Consider the following 21,131-nt stretch of genomic DNA (forward strand, 5'->3'; position numbering starts at 1 on the left):
GTCATGGCCTGGCCGCAGCCTGCCATAACACCTCCGCCACCCCCTGGCGCCGCGCAATCACCCGCGCCGCCACGAACAGCAAGTCCGACAGCCGATTGATGTACGCCAGCCCCACCCCCGCCAGCGGCTCTGCCGCATTCAACTGCTGACACCGCCGCTCCGCACTGCGGGCCAGGCTGCGGCATACATGGGCCTGGGCAATCAGCGCCGAACCGCCCGGCAGAATGAAGTTCTCCAGAGGCCCCAGCTCTTCGTTCCAGTGGTCGATCGCCGCTTCCAGGCGCTGCACCTCGGCCTCGTTCAAGGCCTGGTAACTGGGCATCGCCAGCTCACCACCCAGGTCGAACAGCCGATGCTGACACGGCGCCAGCACTTCGACCACCTCGTCCAGGTGTTGCTCGGCCAGGCCTGCCAGCAACACGCCCAGCTGGCTGTTGAGCGTGTCCACCTCGCCGATGGCCTCGATGCGCGGATGGTCCTTGGCGACGCGACGGCCGTCGCCCAGGCCGGTTTCGCCCTTGTCGCCGGTGCGGGTGTAAATCTTCGACAAGCGAAAACCCATGCTCATGACTCCATCGTTGGCGGGCCGGGGGGTGGCATCGGCAGGTTGCTCAGCGGCAGGCGCAAGGTGAAGCACGTGCCCTGGCCCGGCGCCGACTGCACCTCCATCTGGCCCTTGTGGTTGTTGGTGATGATGAAATACGACACCGACAGGCCCAGGCCAGTGCCCTGGCCGATTTCCTTGGTGGTGAAGAACGGCTCGAAGGTGCGCTTGCGCACCGCCTCGGGCATGCCCACGCCGTTGTCTTCGACCTGGATCTCGGCCCACGGCGGGTTGAGCCGGGTGCGCAGGATGATACGCCCCGGTTCGCTGTCGTCTTCGCGCTGGTGAATCGCCTGGGCGGCGTTCTTGAGCAGGTTGAGCAGCACCTGTTCCAGCTCGTTGGCGGTGCCGGGCACCGGGCCCAGGGCCGGGTCGAACTGGCGCACGATGGCCTGGCCCTTGAAGTCGAAGCCTTCGGTCAGGTCGAAGTCGTTGCCGGCGATCTCCACCGCCTGGTCGATCAATGCCGGCAGGTCGCACGGTGCCATCTGGCGGTTGCTGCGGCGGCTGAAGCTGAGCATGTGGGTGACGATCTTGGCCGCCCGTGCGCCGGCCTGCTGGATGCCATCGAGCAACTGGGGTACCTGGCGGTTTTCCAGGTACTGGTTGACCGTACCCAGGTCGATGCCGGTTTCGCTGGCCTGCTCCAGGTTCTTCGGCAGGTCGGGGGACAGGCGTCGACGGATGTTCTGCACGTTGTGCAGGATCGCCCCCAGCGGGTTGTTGATCTCGTGCGCCATGCCAGCAGCCAGGCCACCGACCGAGAGCATCTTCTCCGACTGCACCATCATCTCTTCGAGCGACAGGCGCTGGGTGATGTCGTCGATGCGAATCACCACGCCGCGCCCGCCACCGCCCATCAGCGGGTAGAAGGTCAGGGCGTAGTGGCGCGCATCGTCGCCCCTGGTCCAGGTGACCCGCTCGATCTTGGCCACGCGGTGCTTCTCGACGCTTTCCTTGAGCTGCGGCAGGAACGGCTTGAGCGGCTCGAACGCGAGGAAGATAGGCTGGTTCAGCGCCTCGTCCAGCGGCGTGCCGGAAAGCGCGCTGGCCTCCTGGTTCCACTGGGTCACGTAGAGCTGTTCGTCCAGGGCGATCAGTGCCGAGGGCATGGAGTCGATGATGCTGTTGAGGTAGTTCTGAAAGCCGGTGAGCTTGCGCTCGATCTTGCTGCGCACCTGTACTTCGAGTTCCAGCTTGCGGTTGGTGTGACGGGTTTCCTCGGCCAGGCCCTGGGCCTGGTCATAGGCGGTCTGGAATTCGTCGCGGGCGCGCTTGAGTTGCTGTTCGCGGGCTTCGATGCGCGACAGCATGGTGTTGAACGCCTCGGCCAGGCTGCCGATTTCGTCGCGGTTGCCGGGGCGCGCGCGCAGGGCATAGTTCTCTTCGCGGGTCACCTGGCGCGAGAGCTGTTCGAGCTGGTAGATCGGCTGGGTGATCAGGCGCTTGATCTGCCGCGCAATCAGCATCCATAGCAGGATGCTGAACACCAGGATGCCCAGGCTGGCGGTCAGTGTGCCGGTATAGAAGGCCATCGGCAGCTCGCTGCTGGCCACCAGCAGCAGATGCCCGGGCGGGTTGCCGGGGCGCGGCAGGGTTACCAGCTGGGTGCTGCGAAACTCGGTCAGGCGCCAGCTCTCGATGTTGCGGTAGCGCTTGGGCACAGCCAGGGGTTCGCCGTGCTGCAACTGCGCCAGCAGCTTGCCGTCGCTGCCATACAGCGCGGCGGCGCGCAGCGGGGTGTAGCTGTCCAGTTCCTTGAGCAGGTCGTTGGCCGCCTCTGGCGAGTCGGCGGCGCGCTGTGCCAGCTCCGGGTGCGATACCAGGCGGCCGATGGTCTGCAGGGCCTGGGGCGCCATGGCCTCCTGGGAGATCCAGTAGGCGGCGCTGATGAAGGTCAGGTTGGCCACCAGCAGAATGGTGATCAGCAGCACCAGCAGGGCGGCCAGCAGCTTCTGGCCGACCGGCAGGTTTTCCAGGCGTTCGCGCAAGGGCATGGTGACGGCGTGATCCTGTGGGTGGAGGGGCAGGGTAGCGTTGCCCTCAGTCGCTGGGCAACCCGCGTGCTTTCAGGTGTTCGACCAGGCGCCGGTGCAGCCGTTCAAGGTGCGCCAGATGGCGGCCGTGGCGGGCGGCAACGCGGCAGGCGTGGCCGAGCAGGTAGTGGATCTCGGTGCGTCGGCCCTGGCGCACGTCCTGGTACATGGAAGAGTAGTTCGCCGCCGTGGCCTGGATGACCCGTTCGACCTCGACCTGCAGGTCGGTGGCGGCTTCGGGCTGGCCGCAGTGCTGCAGCAGCTCGGCCAGCTCCGCGCACAGCGTGGCCACCTCGCAGTGATGCTCGGCCAGGCCGCCGTTGCGGCACGCATGCAGCACGGTCAGTGGGTTGATGGCGCAGTTGAGCGCCAGCTTGCGCCACAGCCGGGTGAGGATGTCCGGGGTCCACTGGTGCGGGATGCCGGCGTCGGTCAGGTCGTCGAGCCAATCGGGCGGCAGTGGGTTGGCCGGGTCGCCCAGCCAGTTGAAGCCATGCCCGGCAAAGTTCACCTGCCAGTCGGCTTCGCGAAACGCGCCCTCGGTGCTGGAGGCGAAGATGCAGCGTGCGTGGGGGACCTGGCTGGCGACTTCGTCCTGGCTGCCCAGGCCGTTCTGCAGCAACACCAGCTCGGCATTGCGCGCCAGTCGCGGCGCCAGCTGCGCCACTGCCGCGGGCGCGTCGTAGGCCTTGCAGGCCACCAGCAGCCGGTGGATAGGCGTGCCTGCATCGGCGGTTTCGGCGGGGATCGCGTGGCGCTGCGCCTGGCCGTTGTGTACCAGGCTCAGGCCGCCCGCTGCCTCGTAGGCGTGCAGGCGCGCAGGGTCGCGCAGGATCAGGCGGACCGCCTTGCCGGCCTGTGCCAGGCGGCAGGCCCAGAGGCTGCCCAGGCTGCCGGCGCCGAGAATATGCCAGGTGCTGCTCATCTGCGTTTCGCAACCGTTATAATGAACCCGCATTTTAACCGTCAAACCCGGCACGCTCCATCATGCTCTGCGACCAGGGGCCCATGAGCGTGCGTTTATTTTTTTGGAGAATGGATATGCCGTCGTTCGACGTGGTATCGGAACTGGACAAGCACGAAGTCACCAACGCCGTGGAAAACGCGGTCAAGGAGCTCGACCGCCGCTACGACCTCAAGGGCAAGGGCAGCTTCGAGTTCAAGGAAAAGGAACTGACCGTCAACCTCACCGCCGAGGCCGAGTTCCAGCTCGAGGCGATGATCGACATCCTCAAGCTGGCGCTGGTCAAGCGCAAGATCGACGTGCAGTGCCTGGAGGTCAAGGATGCCTTCGCATCGGGCAAGGTGATGAAGCAGGAAGCGACGCTGAAGGAAGGCATCGACAAGGAACTGGCCAAGAAGATCGTCGCCCACATCAAGGACGCCAAGCTCAAGGTCCAGGCCGCCATCCAGGGCGAGCAGGTACGTGTCACCGGCAAGAAACGCGACGACCTGCAGGAAGCCATCGCGGCCCTGCGTGCCAAGGAGTTCGGCATGCCGCTGCAGTTCAACAACTTCCGCGACTGATCCCCGTGTACCCGGAACCTTGGCGCCGTTTCGGCGTCCGAGGTTTCTGCGGCCGCTGAAACGATTGCGGCGCCACGCTTTCCCCGTTTTTTGCCGCCCGGCATCAGGAGACAACCTATGGATTTGAACGCTGAAGTGGATCAGCTGGTCAGGACTTCGCAGACCTGGATCCCGATGATCATGGAATATGGCAGTCGCCTGTTGCTGGCGCTGCTGACCCTGGCCATCGGCTGGTGGGTGATCAACAAGGTCACCTACCGCCTGGGCAAGCTGCTGGCCCTGCGCAACGCCGACCTGGCGCTGCAAGGCTTCATCAGCAGCCTGGCGAACATCATTCTGAAGATCCTGCTGGTGGTCAGCGTGGCCTCGATGATCGGCATCGAGACCACCTCGTTCGTGGCCGCCATCGGTGCCGCCGGCCTGGCCATCGGCCTGGCCTTGCAGGGCAGCCTGGCGAACTTCGCCGGTGGGGTGCTGATCCTGCTGTTCCGTCCGTTCCGCCTGGGCGACTGGATCGAGGCCCAGGGGGTCAGCGGTACCGTGGACAGCATCCAGATCTTCCACACGGTGCTGCGTACCGGTGACAACAAGACGGTGATCCTGCCCAACGGCAGCCTGTCCAACGGCATCATCACCAACACCAACCGCCAGCCGACCCGCAAGGTGGTGTTCGATGTGGGCGTGGACTACGAGGCCGATCTGCAGGTAGCGCGCAAGGTGCTGCTGGACCTGGCCAATGACCCACGGGTGCTGCAGGAACCGGGCGCGCCCCAGGCGGTGATTTCGGCACTGGGCGACAGCTCGATCACCGTGTCGCTGCGAGCATGGGTGAAGACGGCTGACTACTGGGACGTGATGTTCATGCTCAACGAGCATGCGCGCGACCGGTTGAAGGCCGAGGGCATCGACATCCCGTTTCCGCAGCGGGTAATCCGTGTGGTGCAGGAAGCGGCCGTGCAGTAACACGCCTCGAGCTCATCGCGGGTCAAGCCCGCTCCCACAGGTACATCATGTGTCTGGAGACAGTGATGACCGCGTGGGAGCGCGGCTTGCCCCGCGATTCGGGTGCACCGATTACACTTGTTCACTTCTTGTTACTGTCCGACCTTTGCCTTTTCTGGCATACAGGCTGGCTGATTTTCCCTGCCAGGCCTTGCCATGCTTACCCCGCTGATAAACATCACCCCGTTCCGGGCATTCTGTTTCGCCATGACCCTGGCGTTGTTCGAGTTGCTGACCTACCTGGCCAGCGACGTGGTGATGCCTGCCATGCCCACGGTGGTGGGCGACCTGAATGCCAGCCCCGAATTCATCCCCCATGCGCTGAACCTCTACCTGCTTGGCGGTGTGCTGCTGCAGTGGCTGATCGGCCCGCTGGCCGACCGCTACGGGCGGCGTCCGCTGCTGCTGTGGGGGTGCGCCATCTTCTGCCTGGCCTGCCTGGCCACCTACTGGGTCGAGGGCATCGAGCTGTTCAACCTGCTGCGCCTGTTGCAGGGCATCGGCCTGGGCTTTGTGGTCACGGTCAGCTACCCGGCCCTGAACGAAGCCTTCAGCGAGGCGGATGCGGTGCGCATGATGGCCCTGCTGGCCAACATCGCGCTGCTTTCGCCGCTGCTCGGCCCACTGGTAGGCACCGTGCTGCTGGAGTGGGTGTCGTGGCGCTGGCTGTTCGTACTGTTCGCAGGGTTCGCCGTGCTGACCTGGTGCGCGCTGTACCGCTTCATGCCTGAAACCCTGGGGGTGGAGCGGCGCGACGGTACGCGCCTGGCCTTCCAGCCCATCCACCTGCTGCCCTTGCTGGCCGGTTACGGGCAACTGCTGGGCAACCGCCGCTTCGTTGCCGGCAGCGCTGCCCTGGGCCTGGTGGGCCTGCCGCTGATCGGCTGGATCGGTCTGTCGCCGGTGCTGCTGATTCATGACGAGGGCTTGAGCACCCTGGACTATGCACTGTGGCAATTGCCGGTGTTCGGCGGCCTGATTGCGGGCAACCTGATCATCAACCGCATTGCCGAGCGCTACAGCCTGCGCGTGCTGATCCGCAAGGCCCTGTGGCCGTATCTGATCGGCCTGGGCGCGGCCATGCTGGGCACCTGGCTGTACCCTTCGGTGTTCAGCCTGGTGGCGGGCATGTCGCTGTACGCACTGGGCCTGGGCATCGCCAACGCGGTGCTGTACCGCATGACGCTGTTCTCCAGCGAGCAGAGCAAGGGCCTGGTGTCGGCGATGCTGGGCATGATCACCATCGCCTTGCTGGGCCTGGGCGGCGCCTTGCTGGCGATGCTGGGGGCAGGGGCGAGCCTGTTGAGCTTCGCCCTGGCGGCAGGTTGCGCCGGGTTGCTGGCGCTGTGGCCGTTGCGCACGGTGCTGCAGGACGACGCCGAACTGGCGTCGCTGGCCTAGGCTCCGGGGCGCTCGGTGGTCTCGGGCTCCACGGGGGCCAGCTTGCCGCGCCGCAGTTCCTGGTGCCAGTGCAAGGCGATCAGGATCAGCGTTGGCACCCCGAGCATCGCGGTGATCAGGAAGAAGTCGTGATAGCCGTACTTCTCGACCATCACGCCTGAGTAGCCACCGATCAGGCGCGGCAACAGCAGCATGATCGAGCTGAGCAGGGCGTACTGGGTGGCCGAGAACTTCAGGTTGGTCAGGCTCGACAGGTAGGCCACGAAGGCCGAGGTCGCCAGACCCGAGCTGAAGTTGTCGAGCGAGATGGTCACCACCAGCATCTGCAGGTTCGGCCCCATGTCGGCGAGCATCAGGAACAGCAGGTTGGTCGCCGCCGAGGTCACACCGCCGATGAACAGGATCGGCAGGATGCCGAAGCGCACGATCAGCAGGCCGCCCATGCCGGCCCCGAACAGGGTCATGAACAGGCCGAAGATCTTGCTGACGCTGGCGATCTGGTCCTTGGTGAAGCCCTGGTCGATATAGAACACGTTGGCCATCACGCCCATCACCGTGTCCGACATGCGGTAGGTGGCGATCAGCCCCAGCAGCAGCAACGCCTGCCAGCGGTAGCGCACGATGAAGTCGTTGACCGGGGTCAGCACCGGGGCCAGCCCGCGTCGCCCCATGGACGACAGGCACAGCGTGGTGAGGGTGATGTAGAGGATCGCGCGCAGGAAGGCGCGGTCTTCAAGCAGCAGGTCGAGCAGGCTGGCGCCTTCGAACAGCACGCTGGCGAAATCGGTGTTGTACAGCTGGGTGAACATCGCCGGTACCGACACCAGCAGAATGATCAGCACGAAGACCGAGGCCAGCTGGTGGCCGAAGCCGTAGCGCGCCGCCGACAGCTGGGTACGCAGTGGTACGGGCGGCTCGCGCATCAGCAGGCTGGTGATCAGGGCGGGCACCATCAGCACGCCGAACAGCACATAGGTGCCGGTCCAGGCGCTGTGCTTGTAGCTGAAGCCGGTGGAGCCGAACCCTTCGGCAAAGAACAGCGCGCCCGCAGTGGCCAGCAGGGCGGCGACCCGGTAGCCGGCCATGTAGCTGGCGGCCAGGGCGGCCTGGCGCTGGTCGCCGGCGATCTCGAGGCGGTAGGCATCCACGGCGATGTCCTGGGTGGCCGAGGCGAAGGCCACCAGCACCGCCAGCGCGATCAGCCACGACAGGTGCTTCTGCGGGTCGCAAAAGCCCATGCCGACCAGGCCGATGACCACCAGGATCTGTGACAGCACCAGCCAGGAACGGCGTCGGCCAAGCTTGCCCAGCAATGGCAGGCGCCATTGGTCCAGCAGTGGCGACCATACCCACTTGAAGGCGTAGGCCAGGCCGATCAGGCTGGCATAACCGATGGTTTCACGGGCAACCCCGGCTTCGCGCAGCCATACCGACAGGGTCGAGAACACCAACATATAGGGCAGGCCGGCGGCAAAGCCGAGCAGCAACAGCACCAGGGTCGACGGGCTGGCATAGGCAGCGAGCGCAGCGCGCCAGGTTTTACGGGGCATGGGCCAACATCTGCCTCAAGTTTGCGAAAACAAAGCGCGCACTCTAACCGCTGTGCTCCATCGGGCGCCAGCCATGGCGCAACATATCCACACGATTGTTCCGGACGGTCACCCCTTCGGCCCGCAGGCGGGCCCGCTGCTCATCCCCGGAGGGCGTGCCAAGGGCCAGGCTCAGGCGTCCGCCGGCGCCCAGCACGCGGTGCCAGGGCAGGCGAGTGTCGCTCGGCAACTGGCTGAGGGTGCGCCCCACCCAGCGCGCCGCGCGGCCCAGGCCCGCGATGGCCGCCAGTTCACCATAGCTGACCACCTTGCCTGGCGGCAGTTGGCCCAGCACCAGGTAGAGCGCCGTCCGTCGGTCTTCTGCGCGCTGCTGCGCGTCGGTCAAGGCCGCGCTCATCGGGGCGTTGCGGGGCAGTGAAGGGGGCAGGGCGCACAAATACGAATTGAACTCATCGGCATTGGCTGGGTCAGTCCTTGTTCTGCTGGCGGGTATCTGGATAATGCCCGATTTTTCTGCGAACCCGAGTTTCTGTACTGCCTATGTATTCTAGAGCCTTGTTGTGCCTTGTGATGACCGGTGTCTGCGCCCCTGCGGTGGCCGATACCGTATGGATGAAGAACGGCGACCGGCTCAGCGGCAAGATCAAGGTCTTCGACGGTGGCAAGCTGGTGCTGCAGACCGAGTACGGTGGCTCCATCGCGCTGGACTGGAAGAAGGTCAAGACCCTGGAGAGCGACCAGGAACTGCTGGTCAAGCAGGACGCCTACACCGGCGAGAAGGCCAAGTCGCTGCAGGCCGGTGAAGACGGCCAGGTGATCCTGGCCAATGGCGAGGCGCCCAAGGCGGTTGAACTGGCCAGCATCCAGCAGATCATGAAGCCCAAGCCGCTGGTCGAAGACATGCTGTGGAAGGGCAACATCGACCTGGCGCTGGACTACAAGCGCGCCGAGACCGACAGTGACGACTACGACGTCGACTTCAAGACCACTGCCCGTCACGGTCGCTGGCGGCATAACGCCGAGGGCGAGTACAACCGCGAGACCAAGAACGACACGACCACCACCAACAACTGGAGCGCCGAATACGCGCTGGACCGCTTCATTACCGAGCAGTGGTTCTGGCAGGGGCGTCTGAACTACAAGCGCGACCACATCGAAGACCTGACCCGCCAGCGCACGGTCGGTACCGGCCCGGGCTACCAGTTCTGGGACGACGAGCTGGGCGCGTTCTCGCTGGGTTCGCTGCTCAACCGCACCGACTACGAGTACAGCGACGGCGGCAAGGACAACTTCTATTCGCTGGGCGTGAAGTGGGACTACAACCGCTACCTGATCGGCAAGTCGGTCGAGCTGTTCACCAACGGCGAGGTTGGCAAGCCGCTGGGCGGCGTGGCGGACTACAGCCTGGATGCCGAGGTGGGCCTGCGCTACAAGGTCACCGAATGGGCATCGCTGAACCTGAAGGCCGAGAAGGACATCATCAGCGGCACCAGCGACAGCGACCTGGACAAGACGCGCTACACCGTCGGCTTCGGCGTGGCCTGGTAAACCGCTTTCGCATTCAGGGGCCGGCGCCTGCAGGCCCCCTTGGCAATCGCCACTGATAATGATTAGCTTGTCGCGATCACACCTTTCCCAGGAGCACCCCCGTGAGCGCGAAGGCTGCAAGGCAGGCAAGAGAGCTGCTGCTCAAGGAGTACCGTGGCGTACTCTCGACCCATTCCAAATCGATGCCCGGCTTCCCCTTCGGTTCCGTGGTGCCGTATTGCCTGGACGCCGACGGTAACCCGCTGATCCTGATCAGTCGCATTGCCCAGCACACCCACAACCTGCAAAAAGACCCCAAGTGTTCGCTGCTGGTAGGTGAGCGCGATGCCGAGGACGTGCAGGCGGTGGGTCGTCTTACCGTGATGGCCGAGGCCCACAAGCTGGCCGACCCCGAGGCCATCGAGGCCGCCGCCGGGCGCTATTACCGCTACTTCCCCGAATCGAGCCAGTACCACAGCGCCCACGACTTCGACTTCTGGGTGCTCAGGCCGGTGCGCCATCGCTATATCGGCGGCTTCGGCGCGATTCACTGGCTGGACGACGTGACCCTGGCCAACCCGTTCGCCGGCAAGGCCGAGGTGAGCATGGTCGAGCACATGAACGACGACCATGCCAACGCCATCGCGCACTACGTCGAGCTCAGCGGCCTGCCTGCCAGCGCACCGGCCTCGCTGGTAGGGATCGATACCGAGGGCATGCACCTGCGCATCGGCCAGGGCCTGCACTGGCTGGCGTTTCCAAGGTCTTGCAATACACCGATACAAGTACGCGAAGCCCTGGTTTTGCTGGCCCGCGCCGAACAGTGGCCTGCTCGCGAGGCGGTCGAGGGTTGAAATTGCAACGGCCAGCAACCATTTAAGGTCGTACCTGCAAGGACATCTTGCGTAGAGGAACCCTTGATGCGTGCTTTTCTACTGCTGTTTCTGCTTTTCCCGGTGCTCGAGCTGTATGTGTTTTTCAAGGTCAGCACCGCGATCGGATTTTTCCCGGCGCTGCTGCTGATCATCGCGGGCTCGGCCCTTGGTGTGCTGGTGGTGCGGGTCGCGGGCCTTGCCACCGCGCTGCGTGCGCGGGCGAGCCTGCAGCGCGGCGAATTGCCGGCCGAAGACATGTTCCACGGCCTGATGCTGGCCCTGGGTGGCGGTCTGCTGTTGCTCCCCGGCTTCATCAGCGACGTGATCGGCCTGATCGTGCTGTTGCCGTTCAGCCGCCGGTTGCTGGCCAACAAGCTGCGCCAGCGCGCCGAAGCCCAGGCCATGCGTCAGCGCGCCTTCGGCGACGACCCGTTCAATGCGCCGCCCGGTGCACCGCGTCAGCCCAATGTGATCGAAGGCGAATACGAAAAGCGTGACCCGTGACGCGAGCGCTCGCCCGCGTAGCATGAAACGGCCCTTCGGGGCCGTTTTTCATTTGGCGCGCCGGGCTGCAAAAATTTTCATCGGCAAGCCTTGTAATCGCCTTGGCCGACCTCATGTATGGGTCACCGCAAGGTTTCTGGGCATTTGCCCCAGACAATACATGCGTGGCCCGCCCCGCGGTCCACGATCGGCTACGCCGAAAGCATCAACACGCCGGTAACGATACCGGCCGATGAAAACCACTATCAGGAGAGATCGACAATGAAGCTTCGTCCTCTGCATGACCGCGTCGTCATCCGTCGCAGCGAAGAAGAATCGAAAACCGCTGGCGGTATCGTTCTGCCAGGCTCGGCCGCTGAAAAACCCAACCGTGGCGAAATCGTCGCCGTGGGTACCGGCCGCATCCTGGACAACGGCGAAGTGCGCGCGCTGGCCGTGAAAGTGGGTGACAAGGTGGTTTTCGGCCCGTACTCGGGCAGCAACACTGTGAAAGTTGACGGCGAAGACCTGCTGGTAATGGCTGAGAACGAGATTCTCGCCGTTATCGAAGGCTGATCCGCTGGTTTCCCGTTACTCCAAAGTATTCAAGGATTAAACGATCATGGCTGCTAAAGACGTAAAATTCGGCGATTCCGCCCGTAAGAAAATGCTGGTTGGCGTCAACGTTCTGGCTGACGCGGTAAAAGCGACCCTGGGCCCGAAAGGCCGCAACGTGGTTCTGGCCAAGAGCTTCGGCGCGCCAACCATCACCAAAGACGGTGTTTCGGTTGCCAAGGAAATCGAACTCAAGGACGCCTTCGAGAACATGGGCGCCCAACTGCTGAAAGACGTGGCCTCCAAGGCTAACGACGAAGCGGGCGACGGCACCACCACCGCTACCGTTCTGGCTCAGGCCATCGTCAGCGAAGGCCTCAAGGCCGTTGCTGCCGGCATGAACCCGATGGACCTCAAGCGCGGTATCGACAAGGCCACCATCGCCATCGTCAAAGAGCTGAAGAACCTGTCCAAGCCATGCGCCGATTCCAAGGCCATCGCTCAGGTCGGTACCATCTCGGCCAACTCCGACACCTCCATCGGTGAAATCATTGCCGAAGCCATGGAAAAAGTCGGTAAAGAAGGCGTGATCACCGTCGAAGAAGGCTCGGGCCTGGAAAACGAACTGTCGGTTGTAGAAGGCATGCAGTTCGACCGTGGCTACCTGTCCCCTTACTTCGTCAACAAGCCGGACACCATGGTTGCCGAGCTCGACGGCCCGCTGCTGCTGCTGGTCGACAAGAAGATCTCCAACATCCGCGAACTGCTGCCAGTACTGGAAGCCGTTGCCAAGGCCGGTCGTCCGCTGCTGATCGTGGCTGAAGACGTCGAAGGCGAAGCGCTGGCTACCCTGGTGGTCAACAACATGCGTGGCATCGTGAAAGTGGCTGCGGTCAAGGCACCTGGCTTCGGCGACCGCCGCAAGGCCATGCTGCAGGACATCGCCGTCCTGACCGGCGGTACCGTGATCTCCGAAGAAATCGGCCTGAGCCTGGAGTCGACCACCCTGGAGCACCTGGGCAACGCCAAGCGCGTGACCCTGTCCAAGGAAAACACCACCATCATCGACGGTGCTGGCGTTGAAGCCGACATCGAAGCACGCGTCAAGCAGATCCGTGCCCAGATCGAAGAGACTTCCTCGGACTACGACCGTGAAAAACTGCAAGAGCGTCTGGCCAAGCTGGCTGGCGGTGTTGCCGTGATCAAGGTCGGTGCCGGCACCGAAGTTGAAATGAAAGAGAAGAAAGCCCGCGTTGAAGACGCCCTGCACGCTACCCGCGCAGCCGTCGAAGAAGGCGTGGTACCTGGCGGTGGCGTGGCGCTGGTTCGCTCGCTGCAGGCCATTGCCGAGCTCAAGGGTGACAACGAAGACCAGAACGTGGGTATCCAGTTGCTGCGTCGCGCCGTCGAGTCCCCACTGCGCCAGATCGTTGCCAACGCCGGCGACGAGCCAAGCGTGGTAGTCGACAAGGTCAAGCAAGGTTCGGGCAACTTCGGTTACAACGCTGCTACCGGCGAGTACGGCGACATGATCGAAATGGGCATCCTGGACCCTGCCAAGGTGACCCGTTCGGCTCTGCAGGCCGCGGCCTCGATCGGTGGTCTGATGATCACTACCGAAGCCATGGTTGCCGATGCGCCTGAAGACAAGGCTGCCGGTGGCATGCCTGACATGGGCGGCATGGGTGGCATGGGCGGCATGGGCGGCATGATGTAAGCCAGCCTTACCCGCTTGAAGAAGAGCCCCGCCTTGTGCGGGGCTTTTTTATGTCTGGCAGAAACCCTTCGCCAGACAGGCTGGCTCCTACAGACGTTCAGCGAATCCTGTAGGTGCCAGCCTGGCTGGCGAAGCGGCCAGTGACGGCTTGCGATACAACACCAGCCAGTAGCACCCCAACCCGATCAGCCAGCAGAACACTGCGGTCCACACATTGTGCGAAAAGAAGTGGGCGCCCTGCAGCATCCTGCCCACCGAAAACACCACCCCCAGGCCAAAGGCGAACACCAGCGCGGCCTTGGCCAGGCGTGGCTTGCGATCACGCAGGACAAAAAACAGCGCAAACAGGGTAAACCCCGTGGCCGCATGCCCGCCCGGCCAGCAGCGCCCTGGCTTGTCGGTGGCGGGGCGGGCCTCTAACAGCTTGCTGTAGGTTTCCTGGCCGCCGAATTCGCTCAGGCTCCAGGGGCACTGCACCGCCGTCGCGGCCTTGAGCGGCGTCACGAAGCCGGTCGACAGGCCCATCGCCAGCACCAGGCAACCCAGTTCCCGGCGCCAGCTCTTGAGGCGCTGCAGCACAAAGCTGGCGGCAAAGCCGACGATGGCCAGCACCGCGAACAGGATGACCAGCTCCTTGGCGCGGTCATGCAGGATGTCTTCGAGAAAATAGCTGTGACGACCGATGAACTGGCCCGCCTGCGGGTCGAACGCGAGGTTGGCCAGGGCCATGTCCAGGTCGGTCAGCTCCAGCAGGATCAGGCACACGGCGGTCAGCAGCGGAATGCCCAGGGCAATCCACAGGTTCAGCGGGCGGGACGCGGGCAAAGGGGGAGTGGCAGGCATGGCAGGGTCCAGGCAGGCAATGGAAACTGCCGATTGTGTGCCGCCGCGCCTACGCTATGTGTGAAGCTGGGGTGAAAAAAATGTCAGTTGCGATTAAATCCATGCGGCGCTGGCGGGGCCTGGACGATGGCCTTAAGCTGCGCCTGCCAAGCAGGCAAACGAGGACGGGGGAGAGGTACCGATGCGAATTCTACTGGTTGAAGACAACCGCGATATCCTGGCCAACCTGGCCGATTACCTGGGCCTCAAGGGCTACACCGTCGACTGCGCCCAGGACGGCCTGTCGGGCCTGCACCTGGCTGCCACCGAGCACTACGACCTGATCGTGCTCGACATCATGCTGCCCGGCATCGACGGCTACACGCTGTGCAAGCGCCTGCGCGAGGATGCCCGGCGCGATACCCCGGTGATCATGCTGACCGCCCGCGACCAGCTCGACGACCGCCTGCAGGGCTTTCGCTCCGGCGCCGACGACTACCTGCTCAAGCCGTTCGCCCTGTCGGAACTGGCCGCGCGCATCGAAGCTGTGCTGCGCCGGGCCCAGGGCGGTGGCCGGCGCAGCCTGAACGTCGGCGACCTGAGCTACGACCTCGACACCCTGGAGGTCACCCGCCAGGGCAAGTTCCTCAAGCTCAACCCGGTCGGCCTCAAGCTGCTTGCAGTGCTGATGCAGAAGAGCCCCCACGTGCTGCGCCGCGAGGTACTGGAAGAAGCCCTGTGGGGCGACGACTGCCCCGACAGCGACAGCCTGCGCAGCCACGTCCACCAGTTGCGCCAGGTGATCGACAAGCCATTCGACAAGCCCCTGCTGCATACCGTGCACGGTGTTGGCTATCGACTGGCCGAGGGTCGTGATGGAGTTTAAGCAAAGCCTTGCCCAGCGCATCATCATCGCCTTCGCGCTGATGAGCGCGCTGGTGGCCGGGGCCTTCGCCTTTGGCATCGTGGCCACCGTGCACCTGGTGGAAGAGCGCCTGATCTCCTCGGTACTGGGGGGCGACCTCAAGCGCATGCTGCTGATGGACAGCGTATCGGAGTGGAGCCACCGCCCGCGGCCCGACCAGTTGTTCTACTACAGTGGCGGGCGCGACGACTTCGACCTGCCCAAGGACCTGCGCCACCTCACCCCGGGGTTTCATGAAGTGTTTCGCGAGCACCTGTCGTACCACGCCATGGTCGAGGTGGTGGACGGGCGGCACTACGTGCTGCTGCAGGACCAGAGCGATTTCGAAGAACGCGAGCGCGTGCTGTTCGCCGTGGTGGTGGTGGGCTTCGTGCTCAGCCTGGCACTGGCGGTGTTCCTAGGCTGGGTGCTGGCACGGCGGGTGATGGCCCCGGTGATCCGGCTGGCGCGCCAGGTGCGTCACCGCGACCAGTTGCTGGGCCTGGCGCCGCCCCTGGCGCCGGACTACGCGGCCGACGAAGTGGGGCAACTGGCGGTGGCCTTCGACGCCACCCTGGGGCGCCTGCGTGATGCACTGACCCGCGAGCGGCTGTTCACCAGCGATGTCAGCCATGAACTGCGCACGCCTCTGATGGTGCTGGCCAGCTCGTGCGAGCTGCTGCTGGAGAACCCGGCCATCGACAATCGCGCCCGCGCCCAGGTCGAACGCATTTCGCGGGCCACCGAAGAAATGCGCGAGCTGGTGCAGACCTTCCTCATGCTCGCCCGCGCCCAGCGCGACGAGGGTGCCGTCGCTTCGCGGGCAAGCCTGCGTGAGGTGGGCAACGAACTGATCGGCGTCTGGCGCGACACCATCGAGCAGAAGGGGCTGACCCTCACCTACCACGACACCGGCGCGCTGCCGACCCTGTACAACGCCACGTTCCTGCAATCGGTGATGGGCAACCTGCTGCGCAATGCGGCGCACTACACCGACCAGGGGTACATCCGCCTCACCCTGGAGCCCGATGGCTTCACCGTCGAGGACAGCGGCGTGGGAATTCCCGAGGAGCATCGCGAGGCCATGTTCCAGCCGTTCGTGCGCGGCGGCGAAAAACGCGGGGAAGGGCTCGGGCTGGGCCTGTCGCTGGTGCAGCGGATCTGCGAGGACCAGGGCTGGAGCGTCAGCCTGAGCGCCGCCGAGCCCCATGGTTGCCGGTTCCATGTGAAATTGGGCACGGCTGGGTCGCAGGCCTCCGGAAACACCTTGTAACTTACCGACGCAACCTGACATTTTTTTCACGTTCGCATGACCTGACGCCAACGTCGACCTGCTTAAGGTAGGCGGCATTGGAGTCAGGAGATGCACCATGCGCAGTCCCATCAAGCTCAAGTTTTCCGAAAAGTACGACGAGCAGCACGCTCAACAGTACCTGCACAAGCACCAGGACGGCATTGCCCGCCGCTTGTCCCACCAGCGTGACGAGCAATTGGCCCGGCGTGCCCTGGCGCTGGCCGGCGAGCCTGGCCTGGTGCTGGACCTGCCCAGCGGTGCCGGCCGTTTCTGGCCGCTGCTGGCCGAAAAGGCCAACCGCGTGATCATCGGCGCCGACAATTCCGCCGCCATGCTGCAGATCGCCTGCGGGTCGCAACCGGCAGAAGTGGTCAAACGGGTACGGCCCTTGCAGACATCAGCCTTCGCCATCGATCTGCCGGACAACGCGGTAGACAGCATTTTCTGCATGCGGCTGTTCCACCACATTGGCGAAGCGGCCCATCGCAAGGCGATTCTTTCGGAGTTTCAACGGGTTAGCCGCGACAGCGTGATCATCTCGTTGTGGGTGGACGGCAACATCAAGGCCTGGCGGCGTAAACGCCTGGAAGCACGCCGTAACAACGGGCAGGCCGATGGCAGTTACCAGAACCGTTTTGTGTTACCAGCTGCTACGGTTGAACAGGAGTTCGAGGCCGCAGGTTTCCGTATTCAGGAACGAATGGACTTTTTGCCGTTCTATGCGATGTGGCGAGTTTACGTATTGCGCAAGGGGTGAAGGAATGGCTGTGGAAGGAACGGGCGGTACGGCGGTCTCGGATCAATTCGATTACTTCTGGCAGCGCCAGGGCGAATGGGTGGAGGCACCCAACCAGCGGCGTGGCGGCGAAAGCGGCGTGCAGCGCCTGAGCGACGAGACGGGCCATCTGCTGTATGCCAAGCGCCAGGTCGGGCATATCTACCGCAGCCTGCTGCACCCCTTCGGTCGCCCCACGGTATTGCGTGAGTTCGCTGCCCTGAGCAGTTTCGAGCAGTTGGGCGTGCGGGTGCCGCATATCGTCTATTGCGGCGTGGAGCGCGATGCCCAGCACCAGTGGCGGGCGCTGCTGGTCAGCGAGGCGCTGGATGGTTTCGAGGAGATCGACCTGTGGTACGCCGGCGGCGGGCGCGAGCAGCACGGCGAGGCGCTGCACGACCGGGTGCTCGAGGACCTGGCCGGCAACCTGGCGCGCATGCACCGCGGGCACTGGCAGCATGGCTGCCTGTACAGCAAGCATATTTTCGTGAAGGTGACCGGCGAGGGCGCGGATGCGCGTGCCGAGGTCGCCTTGCTGGACCTGGAGAAGTGCCGCCGGCGCATCAGCTGCCAGCGTGCGGCCGCCAATGACCTGAAGCAACTGCGCCGCCATTCGTCGTGGAACGATGCGGACTGGAAGAAGTTGCTCTACTTTTACGAAGTGGCGTTTGGCAGCGCTGTCAAAGGTTTAGAGCAATGAAACTAGAAATAGCACGAGGTTTGTTTCTGCTTGTGGCGTTGGCGGTGGCTTCGGTGGCTTTCGCCGCGTGGGAGGAGCCGCGTCCGCAGGTGCTCAGTTCCATCGACCTGGGCGCGCAGTGTCCGCTGCCGCGGACGGCCAAGCCGGTCGTCACGGCGCAACCGGACCATGACCTGCTGTTGTTCCTGTTCGGCATGAGCCGGGGGCTGCGCTCCAACGGGTGATGAAGTGTATCGACCCATCGCGGGTCAAGCCCGCTCCCCCAGGGTTGCAGTGATCCTTGCGTGGGCGGGCTTGACCCGCGATGCGTTCAACTCGATTCCAGCGCCGTACTTGGCATTTCCTTCCTGGCCAGCAACGTATACACGCACGGCAACACGAACAACGTGAACAGCGTGCCCACCGACATCCCGGTTGCGATCACCATGCCGATGTCGAACCGACTCACCGCCCCGGCGCCCGTCGCCAGTATCAGCGGCACCATGCCGAATACCATCGCCGCCGTGGTCATCAGCACCGGCCGCAGGCGTATCGCTGCCGCTTCCTCTACGGCATCCCGCGCAGTCAGCCCCTTGTGCAGGCGCAACTGGTTGGCGAACTCGACGATCAGGATGCCGTGCTTGCTGATCAGCCCGATCAGCGTCACCAGCCCCACCTGGGTGTAGATGTTCATGCTCGACCACCCCAGAAACAGCGGGATCAATGCTCCACAGATCGACAGGGGCACCGTCACCAGGATCACCAGCGGGTCGCGGAAACTCTCGAACTGCGCCGCCAGCACCAGAAAGATGATCGCCAGCGCCAGGCCGAAGGTCACCCACAGCGCACTGCCTTCCTGCACGAACTGACGTGCCTGCCCGCTGTAGTCGAAGGCGAAGCCTGCCGGTGCCTCCTGCTGGGCGATGCTGCGCACCGTCTCCAGGGCCTCGCCCATGCTCACCAGCGGGAAGCCCTGGATGATCGCCGAGTTCAGCTGCTGGAACTGGTTGAGCTGGCGCGGCCGCGCGCGGTCGCTGACGCTGATCAGGGTCGACAGGGGCAGCATCCGGCCCTGCTCGTTCTTCACGTAGTAGTTGTTCAGCCAGCCGGGGTTGTCGCGGTAGGCCTGCTCGACCTGGGCGATCACCTTGTAGCTGCGCCCCTCGATGGTGAAGCGGTTGATCTCGGCCTCGCCCAGCAGCGTGGCCAGGGTGCCGCCCAGGGCATCCATCGACACCCCCATCTGCGCCGCCTTGGCCCGGTCGATATCCACCACCACCTCCGGCTTGTCGAATGCCAGGTCGATGTCCAGGAAGGCGAACTTGCCCGAGGCCTGGGCGCGGTCCTTGACCCGTTGCGCCACTTCCAGCAACGACACGTAGTCATTCGGCGTGTTGATCACGAAGGCGAATGGCAGGCCTTCGCCGGTGCCCGGCAGGGAGGGCAGGTTGAAGCCGAAGATCTGCAGGCCGCTGATGGTCGCCAGCTTGGCCTGCACCTCGGGCAGCAACTCCATCTGGGTGCGGCTGCGCTGGTTCCACGGCTTGAGCAGAAAGCCGCCGATGCCCGATTGCACGCCGTTGAAGCCGTTGATCTGGAACGAGGAGTAGTACTCGGGGAATGACTTGAAGATCGTGATGAACTCGTCGGTGTAGGCGTTCAGGTAATCGAGGTTGGCCGGTTGCGGGGCGGTGGCCATCATGAAGATGATGCCCTGGTCTTCGTCCGGGGCCAGCTCGTTCTTGCTGAACATCAGAAACACCGGGATCAGGCACAGCACGATCAGGGCGAAAACGATCACCACCGGCCGGGTCTCGAGGGTGCCGTGCAAAAGCGTCTGGTAGCGGCGCTTGAGCCGCTCGAACAGCTGGTCGAGACGATGGGCCAGGCCGCTGGGGTTCTGCTCCGGGCGCAGCAGCAGGGCACACATCATCGGCGACAGGGTCAGCGCGACGATGCCGGAAATCACCACGGCCCCGGCCAGGGTCAGGGCGAACTCCTTGAACAGGGCCCCGGTGAGGCCCTCCAGGAAACCGATGGGGGCGTACACCGCCGCCAGGGTGATGGTCATCGAGACCACCGGCATGGCGATCTCCCGGGCGCCTTCCAGCGCGGCGTCGAACGGCGTCTTGCCCTCCTCGATATGGCGGTGGATGTTCTCCACCACCACGATCGCATCGTCCACCACCAGGCCGATGGCCAGCACCATCGCCAGCAGCGTCAACAGGTTCAGCGAGTAGCCCATCAATTGCATGAAGAACAGCACGCCGATCATCGACAGCGGGATGGTGATCACCGGGATCAGCACCGAGCGCAGCGCGCCGAGAAACAGGAACACCACCACGATCACGATCAGCACCGCCTCGACCAGGGTCTTGACCACCTCGTCGATGGAGGCCTGGATGAACAGCGTGGCGTCATAGGCGATGGAGGCCTTGAGGTTGGGCGGCAACTGCGCTTCCAGCTCCGGCATCAGCTTGCGCACCTCCTTGATCACGTCCAGCGGGTTGGCGGCCGGGGTGGCCTTGATGCCGATGTACACCGACGGCGTGCCGTCGAACGAGCTGACCGTGTCGTAGTTCTCCGCGCCCATCTCCACCCGTGCCACATCGCCCAGCAGCACGCGGCTGTCGCCCTTGGTCTTGAGCGGGATGGCGGCGAAGGCTTCGGCCGACTTGAGTTCGGTGGTGGCGTTGATGCTGGTGACCACGTACTGGCCCTTGACCTCGCCGGCGGCGGACAGGAAGTTGTAGCGGCGCACCGCGGCAGTCACATCGCCGGCGCTCAGGCCGTAGCCGGCCAGCTTCACCGGGTCGATCCACAGGCGCATGGCGAACACCTGGTTGCCGAGAATCTCGGCTTCGGCCATGCCGGGCAGGGTGGCGAGCTTGGGCTGGATCACCCGCGACAGGTAGTCGGTGATCTGCGGGTTGCTCAGCTCCTTGCTGTAGAAGCTGATGTACATCAGCGCCGAGGCATCGGCGGCTTCCTTGCTCAGCACCGGGTCCTCGGCGTCCTGGGGCAGCTTGTTCTTGACCTCGTTGGCCTTGGCCAGCAGCTCGGTGAACAGCCGGTCGCTGTCGGAGCCGATGCGCGCGTAGATCGAAATCACCGAAAAATTCTGCCGGCTCACCGAGGTCATGTAGTCGATGCCTTCGGCACTGGCCAGGCTCTGCTGCAGGGGCTGGGTGATGTAGCCCTGGATGGTTTCGGCGTTGGCCCCTGGGTAGGCGGTGGTCACCGTGATCAGGGCGTTTTCCATTTGCGGGTACTGGCGGATCGGCAGCTTGCTCCAGGCCTGGAACCCCAGCAGCACGATCAGCAGGCTGACCACGCTGGCCAGCACCGGGCGACGGATGAACGGGTCGGTAAAGGCCATG

At 64.3% G+C, this 21,131-nt stretch carries 20 protein-coding genes; 13 read left to right on the plus strand and 7 right to left on the minus strand.

Features of this window, described 5'->3' with window-relative positions; all coding sequences use genetic code 11:
• Position 1 precedes the first annotated feature (1 nt).
• The 3 genes from DN387_RS00935 to DN387_RS00945 are packed head-to-tail and all read right to left on the minus strand — an operon-like array spanning position 2 to position 3,565.
• On the minus strand, positions 2-562 hold the full coding sequence (locus DN387_RS00935) for a cob(I)yrinic acid a,c-diamide adenosyltransferase (protein WP_043862079.1): 561 nt from the start codon (positions 560-562) through the stop codon (positions 2-4).
• A 2-nt stretch (positions 563-564) separates the two neighbouring features.
• The gene (locus DN387_RS00940; protein ID WP_054914831.1) at positions 565-2,601 is read right to left on the minus strand and encodes an ATP-binding protein; all 2,037 of its coding nucleotides are present in this window, start codon (positions 2,599-2,601) and stop codon (positions 565-567) included.
• A gap of 46 nt (positions 2,602-2,647) precedes the next feature.
• On the minus strand, positions 2,648-3,565 hold the full coding sequence (locus DN387_RS00945; protein ID WP_054914830.1) for a putative 2-dehydropantoate 2-reductase: 918 nt from the start codon (positions 3,563-3,565) through the stop codon (positions 2,648-2,650).
• Positions 3,566-3,681: 116 nt separating this feature from the next.
• On the opposite strand from DN387_RS00945, the gene DN387_RS00950 reads away from it, so the two are divergent.
• From DN387_RS00950 to DN387_RS00960, 3 genes are all read left to right on the plus strand, one after another.
• Complete coding sequence (locus DN387_RS00950) at positions 3,682-4,167, plus strand: YajQ family cyclic di-GMP-binding protein (protein WP_043862082.1); 486 nt, start codon at positions 3,682-3,684, stop codon at positions 4,165-4,167.
• A 117-nt stretch (positions 4,168-4,284) separates the two neighbouring features.
• On the plus strand, positions 4,285-5,130 hold the full coding sequence (locus DN387_RS00955) for a mechanosensitive ion channel family protein (protein WP_043862083.1): 846 nt from the start codon (positions 4,285-4,287) through the stop codon (positions 5,128-5,130).
• A gap of 195 nt (positions 5,131-5,325) precedes the next feature.
• On the plus strand, positions 5,326-6,570 hold the full coding sequence (locus DN387_RS00960; protein WP_054914829.1) for an MFS transporter: 1,245 nt from the start codon (positions 5,326-5,328) through the stop codon (positions 6,568-6,570).
• Here DN387_RS00960 and DN387_RS00965 read toward each other — a convergent pair.
• Positions 6,567-8,120 (minus strand): AmpG family muropeptide MFS transporter, encoded by a 1,554-nt coding sequence (locus tag DN387_RS00965; protein WP_043862085.1) that lies wholly within the window; start codon positions 8,118-8,120, stop codon positions 6,567-6,569. The genes DN387_RS00960 and DN387_RS00965 overlap by 4 nt on opposite strands.
• A 43-nt stretch (positions 8,121-8,163) precedes the next feature.
• Complete coding sequence (locus tag DN387_RS00970; protein WP_043862086.1) at positions 8,164-8,517, minus strand: MGMT family protein; 354 nt, start codon at positions 8,515-8,517, stop codon at positions 8,164-8,166.
• Positions 8,518-8,660: 143 nt separating this feature from the next.
• Between DN387_RS00970 and DN387_RS00975 the strand changes: the two genes are divergently transcribed.
• From DN387_RS00975 to groL, 5 genes are all read left to right on the plus strand, one after another.
• A complete protein-coding gene (locus DN387_RS00975) occupies positions 8,661-9,668 on the plus strand; it encodes a DUF481 domain-containing protein (protein ID WP_043862087.1) in 1,008 nt (335 codons plus the stop codon).
• 101 nt (positions 9,669-9,769) lie between these two features.
• The gene (locus tag DN387_RS00980) at positions 9,770-10,501 is read left to right on the plus strand and encodes a HugZ family protein (RefSeq protein WP_054914828.1); all 732 of its coding nucleotides are present in this window, start codon (positions 9,770-9,772) and stop codon (positions 10,499-10,501) included.
• Positions 10,502-10,567: 66 nt separating this feature from the next.
• Entirely contained in the window at positions 10,568-11,026 is a 459-nt protein-coding gene (locus DN387_RS00985; protein WP_054914827.1) for an FxsA family protein, read from the plus strand.
• A 261-nt stretch (positions 11,027-11,287) separates the two neighbouring features.
• The gene (locus tag DN387_RS00990; protein ID WP_009050540.1) at positions 11,288-11,581 is read left to right on the plus strand and encodes a co-chaperone GroES; all 294 of its coding nucleotides are present in this window, start codon (positions 11,288-11,290) and stop codon (positions 11,579-11,581) included.
• 46 nt (positions 11,582-11,627) lie between these two features.
• Positions 11,628-13,277: a chaperonin GroEL gene (gene groL / locus DN387_RS00995; protein WP_043862090.1), complete on the plus strand. Its 1,650-nt coding sequence runs from the start codon at positions 11,628-11,630 to the stop codon at positions 13,275-13,277.
• Between the two features lie 87 nt (positions 13,278-13,364).
• Here the strand turns inward: groL and DN387_RS01000 are convergent, their stop codons facing one another.
• Complete coding sequence (locus DN387_RS01000) at positions 13,365-14,120, minus strand: phosphatase PAP2 family protein (RefSeq protein ID WP_054914826.1); 756 nt, start codon at positions 14,118-14,120, stop codon at positions 13,365-13,367.
• Between the two features lie 181 nt (positions 14,121-14,301).
• Between DN387_RS01000 and colR the strand changes: the two genes are divergently transcribed.
• From colR to DN387_RS01025, 5 genes are all read left to right on the plus strand, one after another.
• Entirely contained in the window at positions 14,302-14,985 is a 684-nt protein-coding gene (gene colR, locus DN387_RS01005) for a two-component system response regulator ColR (protein ID WP_043862092.1), read from the plus strand.
• Entirely contained in the window at positions 14,975-16,276 is a 1,302-nt protein-coding gene (locus DN387_RS01010; RefSeq protein WP_043862093.1) for a HAMP domain-containing sensor histidine kinase, read from the plus strand. Before colR ends, DN387_RS01010 begins: the two co-directional genes overlap by 11 nt.
• A gap of 97 nt (positions 16,277-16,373) precedes the next feature.
• Entirely contained in the window at positions 16,374-17,054 is a 681-nt protein-coding gene (locus DN387_RS01015; protein WP_043862094.1) for a class I SAM-dependent methyltransferase, read from the plus strand.
• 4 nt (positions 17,055-17,058) lie between these two features.
• Positions 17,059-17,772: a lipopolysaccharide kinase InaA family protein gene (locus DN387_RS01020; RefSeq protein ID WP_043862095.1), complete on the plus strand. Its 714-nt coding sequence runs from the start codon at positions 17,059-17,061 to the stop codon at positions 17,770-17,772.
• A complete protein-coding gene (locus DN387_RS01025; protein ID WP_043862096.1) occupies positions 17,769-17,996 on the plus strand; it encodes a hypothetical protein in 228 nt (75 codons plus the stop codon). Before DN387_RS01020 ends, DN387_RS01025 begins: the two co-directional genes overlap by 4 nt.
• An 86-nt stretch (positions 17,997-18,082) precedes the next feature.
• Here the strand turns inward: DN387_RS01025 and DN387_RS01030 are convergent, their stop codons facing one another.
• Positions 18,083-21,130, minus strand: a complete 3,048-nt coding sequence (locus tag DN387_RS01030) for a multidrug efflux RND transporter permease subunit (RefSeq protein ID WP_054914825.1) — start codon at positions 21,128-21,130, stop codon at positions 18,083-18,085.
• Between the last annotated feature and the right edge of the window lies 1 nt (position 21,131).

The sequence above is a fragment of the Pseudomonas sp. FBF18 genome, assembly GCF_024261405.1.
Lineage (GTDB): Bacteria > Pseudomonadota > Gammaproteobacteria > Pseudomonadales > Pseudomonadaceae > Aquipseudomonas > Aquipseudomonas palmensis.